This is a genomic window from Stenotrophomonas sp. CCNWLW162 (assembly GCF_037203745.1).
In the GTDB taxonomy this organism is placed as follows: Bacteria; Pseudomonadota; Gammaproteobacteria; order Xanthomonadales; family Xanthomonadaceae; genus Stenotrophomonas; species Stenotrophomonas maltophilia_AQ.
In genome coordinates, this window is sequence record NZ_JBBCBL010000003.1 from 738,997 (window position 1) to 745,711 (window position 6,715).

5 protein-coding genes are annotated in these 6,715 nt (G+C 67.1%); 3 read left to right on the plus strand and 2 right to left on the minus strand.

Features of this window, described 5'->3' with window-relative positions:
• The first annotated feature begins 24 nt into the window (after positions 1-24).
• A complete protein-coding gene (locus tag V9K93_RS12135; RefSeq protein WP_004138280.1) occupies positions 25-717 on the plus strand; it encodes a rhomboid family intramembrane serine protease in 693 nt (230 codons plus the stop codon).
• 109 nt (positions 718-826) lie between these two features.
• On the opposite strand, the gene V9K93_RS12140 is transcribed toward V9K93_RS12135, so the two are convergent.
• Both V9K93_RS12140 and V9K93_RS12145 read right to left on the minus strand, forming a co-directional pair.
• Positions 827-2,323: a S41 family peptidase gene (locus V9K93_RS12140; protein ID WP_136639626.1), complete on the minus strand. Its 1,497-nt coding sequence runs from the start codon at positions 2,321-2,323 to the stop codon at positions 827-829.
• 108 nt (positions 2,324-2,431) lie between these two features.
• Positions 2,432-3,730, minus strand: a complete 1,299-nt coding sequence (locus V9K93_RS12145; protein ID WP_136639625.1) for a murein hydrolase activator EnvC family protein — start codon at positions 3,728-3,730, stop codon at positions 2,432-2,434.
• 95 nt (positions 3,731-3,825) lie between these two features.
• Between V9K93_RS12145 and V9K93_RS12150 the strand changes: the two genes are divergently transcribed.
• On the plus strand, positions 3,826-4,488 hold the full coding sequence (locus V9K93_RS12150; protein WP_046983905.1) for a DUF4097 family beta strand repeat-containing protein: 663 nt from the start codon (positions 3,826-3,828) through the stop codon (positions 4,486-4,488).
• Between the two features lie 86 nt (positions 4,489-4,574).
• On the plus strand, positions 4,575-6,290 hold the full coding sequence (locus V9K93_RS12155) for a M28 family metallopeptidase (protein ID WP_337302624.1): 1,716 nt from the start codon (positions 4,575-4,577) through the stop codon (positions 6,288-6,290).
• Positions 6,291-6,715 lie beyond the last annotated feature (425 nt).

The following is a 6,715-nucleotide window of genomic DNA, read 5'->3' on the forward strand; positions in this document are numbered from 1 at the left end:
CGCCCGCACGCTAGGCTATTGCCCATGTTCGTCTCCCTCCCGTCGCGCAAGAAGGCGGCCCTGCGCTGGGCCACGCCCGTGCTGTTTGCGGCACTGTGGCTGGCGTTCCTGTGGTCGATCTCGCGTCCGGACGACGCCCGGGGCAGCCTCTGGCTGGACTGGGGCGCCCTGTCCACCGGCCTGACCCATCCGCTGGACTGGTGGGCGACCCTGCAGGACGGCAGCGTGCTGCGGCTGTTCACGGCCCTGTTCCTGCACGCAGACTGGTCACACCTGCTGGGCAACCTGGTGTTCCTGTTGATCTTCGGCCTGCCCGCCGAACGGGTGCTGGGCCCGTGGCGGTTGCTGCTGCTGTTCCTGGTCGGCGGTGCGGTCTCCAACCTGGTGGCGATCTACACCATGGGCAGCCCGGACCAGATCATCATCGGCGCCAGCGGCGCGGTCTCGGCCTTGATCGGCGCCTACCTGGCGCTGTTCCCGGGCGCGCGGCTGGGCGTGGTGATCCCGCTCGGCCTGTTCCTGGAGTTCGTGCGCGCCCCGGCCTACCTGCTGATCGGCGTCTGGGCCGCACTGCAGGTGGTGTTCGCCCACATCGGCCCGAGCTTCGGCATGGTCGCCTGGTGGGCGCACATCGGTGGCTTCATGTTCGGTCTGGTGTACGGGGTCTACGTGCGCGCCGCGATCGCCCGCAAGCTGCGCAAGCGCCACGGGTTCTGACCGGTCCGGTGGTGCCGGCCGCTGGCCAGCTCCACGCTCACCCGCTCGTTCGTAGCGTCAAGCGTGCTCGACTGCGGGTTTCGTCGCCGGGCATGGCCCGGCACTACCGTCAGGGCTTGACCGGGGCCGGAGCGGGCTTTGCTTCCGGCTTGCTCTCCGCCTTCGGCTCGGCCTTCGCATCCGGCGTGGCCTCCGGCTTCGGCTCGGCCTTTGCATCCGGCGTGGCCTCCGGCTTCGCGGCCGCCGTTTTCGCAGCCTTGGCCGCAGCGGCCTTCGCCGCTTCGGCCTTCAACCGTGCAGCCACCGAACCGGGATTCTTCAGCTCGGCCAGCGCATCGTTGATCGGGCCATCACCCGGCAGTACCGCACCGGCGTGGTAGCCCTCGGTGCCTTCGTCGTCGCCGCGCAGGTGGCCCGGCAGGGTCGCTTCGCTGTAGTCGCTCAGGCTGGCCGGCAGCGCCTCGTCTTCCGGGCGCGCCGCAGGCTTCAGCTCGACCTCCGGCACGATACCGGTGGCCTGGATCGACTTGCCGCTGGGCGTGTAGTAACGCGCGGTAGTCAGCTTCACCGAATCACCGTTGTCCAGCGGCAGCACGGTCTGCACCGAGCCCTTGCCGAAGGTGCGGCTGCCGACCACGCGCGCACGCTTGTTGTCGCGCAGCGCGCCGGCCAGCACTTCCGATGCGCTGGCCGAACCAGCGTCGACCAGCACCACCACCGGTGCGCCCTTCAACAGATCGCCAGGGGTCGCATCGAAGCGTGCATCGCTGATGCTGATGCGGCCACGGGTGCTGACGATATTGCCCTTGTCGAGCAGATCATCGGCCACCTGCACGGCGGCGGTCAGCAGGCCACCCGGGTTGCTGCGCAGATCCAGCACCAGACCCTTGAGCTGACCACCGGACTGCTTCTGCAGCTGCTGCACGTGCTTCTGGAAATCAGAACCGGTATCGGCCTGGAAGGTGCTCAGGCGGATGTAGGCGTAACCCGGTTCGAGCATGCGGCTCTTCACACTGGTCACGCGGATGGTCTGCCGGGTGAGGCTGACATCGAACGGCTTAGGCTTGCCTTCGCGCACGATGGTCAGCACCACCTTGCTTCCGGCGGCGCCCCGCAGCGGCTCGCTGGCGTCGATCGCGCTGATCGGCTTGCCGTCGATGGCGATGATCAGGTCACCGGCGAGGATGCCGGCCTTGGCCGCCGGCGTGTCGTCGATCGGCGCGATCACCTTCATGCTGGCGTTGTCCGGCTGCTGCTGCAGCTCCACGCCGATGCCTTCGTAGGCGCCGCTGGCCTGTTCGTCGAAAGCCTGCGCGTCTTCCTTGTTGAAATAGGTGCTGTGCGGATCAAGGTCGAGCAGCAGGCCGCGCACCGCCGACTGCATCAGCTTCTTGTCATCGACCGGGTCGACGTAGGCAGCACGCACCGCGTTGTACACGGCCACGAAACGGCGGATCTCCTCCAGCGGCACCTTCGAGGTCACCGCCTCCTCGCTGTTCGCCGCCTGCCCGCTGGTTTCCTGGCTCGGGGCGGGCGCGGTCTGCTGCGCCCAGGACAGCGCTGGCAACAGAGCCAGCAAGAGGGTGGCGGTACGGGCTGCGCGCATGGATCACTCCTGTCGACGATGGCATCGTGCCCAAGGCACATGCGCCGATTATGCGCGAAGCACAGCTAAATTCCCGTTGAATCCGCCATGCCTGCGGTAGCGCTGGATTCAGCGCCGCTGCAGCCAGCTGTCCGGATTGACCGGCTGCCCGCCACGCCGCAGCTCGAAGTACAGCGCGGTCACGCCCTGGCCGCCGGAATTGCCGACCTTGGCCACCGCGTCGCCACGACTGACCCGGGCACCGGCATCCTTCAGCAGGGTGTCGTTGTGGGCATACAGGCTCATGTAGCCGTTGCCGTGGTCGACGATCAGGATCATGCCGTAGCCGGTCATCCAGTCGGAGAACACCACGGTGCCATCGGCCACCGCAGTAACGGTACTGCCGGCCGGTGCACCGATCAGCACACCGCTGCTGGTGCGGCCGTCAGGCAACTTGCCGCCATAGCGCGCCAGCAGATTGCCGGACAACGGCCAGCCCAGGCCTCCAACCTTCGGCGCAGGCGCCGAGGCCACGGCAGGCGGCACCTTGGTGGGCGGCGGCGGCCGTCCCTGTGCCGCCGCCTGGCGTGCGGCACGTTCGGCGGCGGCCTTCTCCGCTGCCGCACGGCGCGCAGCCGCGCGACGCTCGGCCTCGGCACGGGCGGCGGCCGCACGCAGATTGGCCAGCAGCGTTTCCAGCGCCTTGGCATCCTGGCCCAGCGCCTGTTCTTTCTCGCGCTGGTCCTTGAAGCGCTCGTCCAGCGAGGCAACAGTCTTTGCGCGATCGCGGCGGTCGACTTCCAGCGCCGCTGCCTGCTGCTTCTGGTTCTGCTGCGCGCCCTGCAGCTTCTGCTTGCGCTCAGCGATCTGCGCCTGCAGCGCCTCCAGCTCCTTCAGGTCAGCAGTCAGCGCGGTGATGCGCTTTGCCCGCTCGCGCTGCAGGTAGCGGTGGTAGGCCAGGGCGCGATTGGCATCGGCCACCGTGTCCTGCGACAGCAGCAGCTTCAACGGTGCGTGGTTGCCCAGCTGGTAGGCCGCACGCAGCAGGCCGGCCAGCTCGCGATGCTGCTGGGCGAGGTTGGCCTGCAGCGTGCTGCGGCGTTGTTCGGCCTCGGCCAGGGCCCTTCCCTGCTCGCGCAGCGCGGTTTCTGTCTGCGCAAGCGCACGGCCGGTGCGGGCCACCTTCTCATCCGCCTCGCGCAGCTGCTGTGATGCCTGGCCGCGCTGCCCTTCGATCTGCCGGCGCTCCTGCGCCACGCCCTTCAGTTCGGTGCGCAGCTTCTGCAGCTTGCGCTCGGTCTCGCGGGTGGTCTGCGCAGCACCGGGCAAGGGCAGGGCAAGGGCCAACGCCAGCCCCAGCAGCAGGCAGCGCCCGCCGCGGATGGCGGCGATGTGATGTCGGCGTGATGGGAAGGCGTTGTCGCGCAAGGGCTTTCCAGTGACTTCAGGCAGTTGCAGGGGGTACCGGGGAATGGTGACATCTCCGCACGCGGCCTGCCAGCCGCACATCCATCGAGGTCCCCATGAAAACTCTTTCCATTCCGCTGCTGTTGGGCGTGCTGCTGGCCACCGGGCCGGTTGCGGCCCAGGAAGACATCAGCAAGGTCAACGGCAGCATCAGCGCCGACGCCGGCCAGCGCTACGGCAAACTGGATACCGTCAACGGCGGCATCCGTGTCGGCGAAGGCGTCGAGACCGGCAGTATCGACACCGTCAATGGTGGGGTGAAGGTCGCCGACCGCGCACGCACCGGCCAGATCGAGACGGTCAACGGCGGCGTGCGCCTGGGCCGCGAGGTGATCGCCCGTGGCGACGTCAGCACGGTTAACGGCAGCATCTTCAGCGATCGCGGCAGCCAGATCGAAGGCGGCGTCGAAACCGTGAACGGTGGCATCGGCCTGGTCGAAAGCCGCGTCGGCAAGGACGTGGAGACCGTCAACGGCGATATCACCGTCGGCATCGGTTCGCAGGTGAACGGTGGCGTGCATGTGCGCAAGCCGAACTTCAGCGTCTCGCTCACCGCCAGCCGCAAGCCACGCGTGATCATCGGCCCGAACGCCGTGGTCAGCGGCCCACTGCAGTTCGAACGCGAGGTGGTGCTGTACGTGCATCGCACCGCTCGTATCGGGCCGGTCACCGGCGCCGAGCCGATCCCGTTCGACGCCGAAACCGCTCCGGCGGATTGAGCGCACCGGGCCATTCGGTTCGGTGATACTCGCTGTTACCGGCCACGCTCGAGGTGTGGCCGCCCTTTGTTTTCCAGGAATCGACGATGCCCCGCAAACTCCTCCTGTGCCTGGCCGCTGCGGCCGCGCTCAGTGCCTGCAAAGGCGAAGATACTCCGGCGCCCGCGCCGGCCACTGACACTGCCGCTGCGAAGCCGGCAGCCCATTCGTTCTCGCCGGAAATCAACGCCGGGGACTTCGCCGAGATGGTCAAGACCCTGGCCTCGGATGAGTTCGAAGGTCGCGCCCCGGGTAGCAAGGGCGAAGAACTGACGGTCAACTACATCCGTGACCAGATGCAGCGCATCGGCCTGCAGCCCGGCAACGGCGACAGCTGGTTCCAGGACGTGCCGATGACTGAGACCACGGCCAACGAATCGACCGTGCTGAAGATCACCCAGGGCGGCAAAACCACCGAACTGAAGTTCGGTACCGACATGGTGGTGGGCACCCGTACCGGCCAGGCCGAAGTGAAGGTCGACGCCAGCGACCTGGTGTTCGTTGGCTACGGCGTCGATGCGCCGGAGCAGAAGTGGAACGACTACGCCGGCCAGGACTGGAAGGGCAAGACGGTCGTCATGTTCGTCAACGATCCGGGCTTCCACGTCGATGACGCGAAGCTGTTCGACGGCAAGCGCATGACCTACTACGGCCGCTGGACCTACAAGTTCGAGGAAGCCGCACGCAAGGGCGCCGCCGCCGCGCTGATCGTGCACGACACCGCCGGCGCCTCCTATGGCTGGGACGTGGTGAAGAACTCCTGGGCGGGCCCGCAGTACGACCTGCCGGCCAAGGACGACCCGGAAGCCCGCATCCCGGTGCAGGGCTGGCTGAGTGCGGAAGCCGCCAAGGCATTGTTCGCCGGCGCCGGCCTGGACCTGGCGCAGGCGTACAAGGACGCCAGCAAGCGCGGCTTCAAGCCGGTTCCGCTGAAGGCCACCGCCGCGGTCGACCTGAAGAGCAAGATCGCGCAGAAGCAGTCGCGCAATGTGGTGGGCGTGCTGCCGGGCAGCAAGCGTGCCGACGAGGCCGTGCTGTACATGGCGCACTGGGACCACCTGGGCAAGCACGAGGGCGAGACCGGCGACAACATCTACAACGGTGCAGTCGACAATGCGACCGGCGTGGCCGGCATCCTCGAGGTGGCTGAAGCAATGGCCCACCAGGATCCGAAGCCGGAGCGTTCGGTGGTGTTCCTGGCGGTGACCCTGGAAGAATCCGGCCTGCTGGGTTCGAAGTACTACGTCACGCACCCCACCTTCCCGCTGGACAAGATCGCCGGCGTGATCAACATCGATGCGATGTCGGTGGCTGGCCGTGCCAAGGACGTGACTGTCACCGGTTTCGGCAGCTCGGAGCTGGAAGACATTCTCAAGCCGCTGGCCGCGGCCCAGGACCGTACCCTGCACGGTGAGACCTCGGTGCAGAGTGGCTTCTACTTCCGCTCGGATCACTTCAACTTCGCCAAGGCCGGCGTGCCGGCCCTGTACGCCGATGGTGGCGAGGACCTGCGCGAGGGTGGCGTGGAGGCCGGCCGCAAGGCCGCAGCGGACTACGGCGCCAATCGCTACCACGGCCCGAAGGACGAGTTCGACGCGGCCACCTGGAAGCTGGACGGGACTGTCGAAGACCTGCAGCTGATGTACGGCGTCGGCAAGGAACTGGCCGGCGGCGATCGCTGGCCGAACTGGTATGCAGGCAACCCGTTCAAGGCGGCCCGCGATGCAATGATGAAGGACAAGGCACCGGCTGCGGCGAAGTAGCGTCGAGCCTGCTCGACTCAGTACTGAAGCAATCCAAGGCGGCGCCCGCAAGGGCACCGCATTTTTTGTGCGTGCGATTGCAGCGCGGTGGTAGATGCCAACCTTGGTTGGCGCCGCTCTTTGCGGGAACAATCCATCCACGCATTGCGTGGATCTACTGTGGGTTCGCCTGCCCTAGGTAGCTGCCAACCTTGGTTGGCGCCGTGATTCCTCGCGGAGGGCATCCACGCATGTCGTGGATCTACCGGGTGATGTAACGCCATCGGGTTGCCGGCCAGAGGCCGGCACTACCCGCATTTCCTGCGCACAAAGAAAAACCCCGCTGCGTGAGCAGCGGGGTTTTGGGTGTAAACCCTGGCGATGACCTACTCTCGCATGGCTTAGGCCACACTACCATCGGCGCAGCTACGTTTCACTTCCGAGTT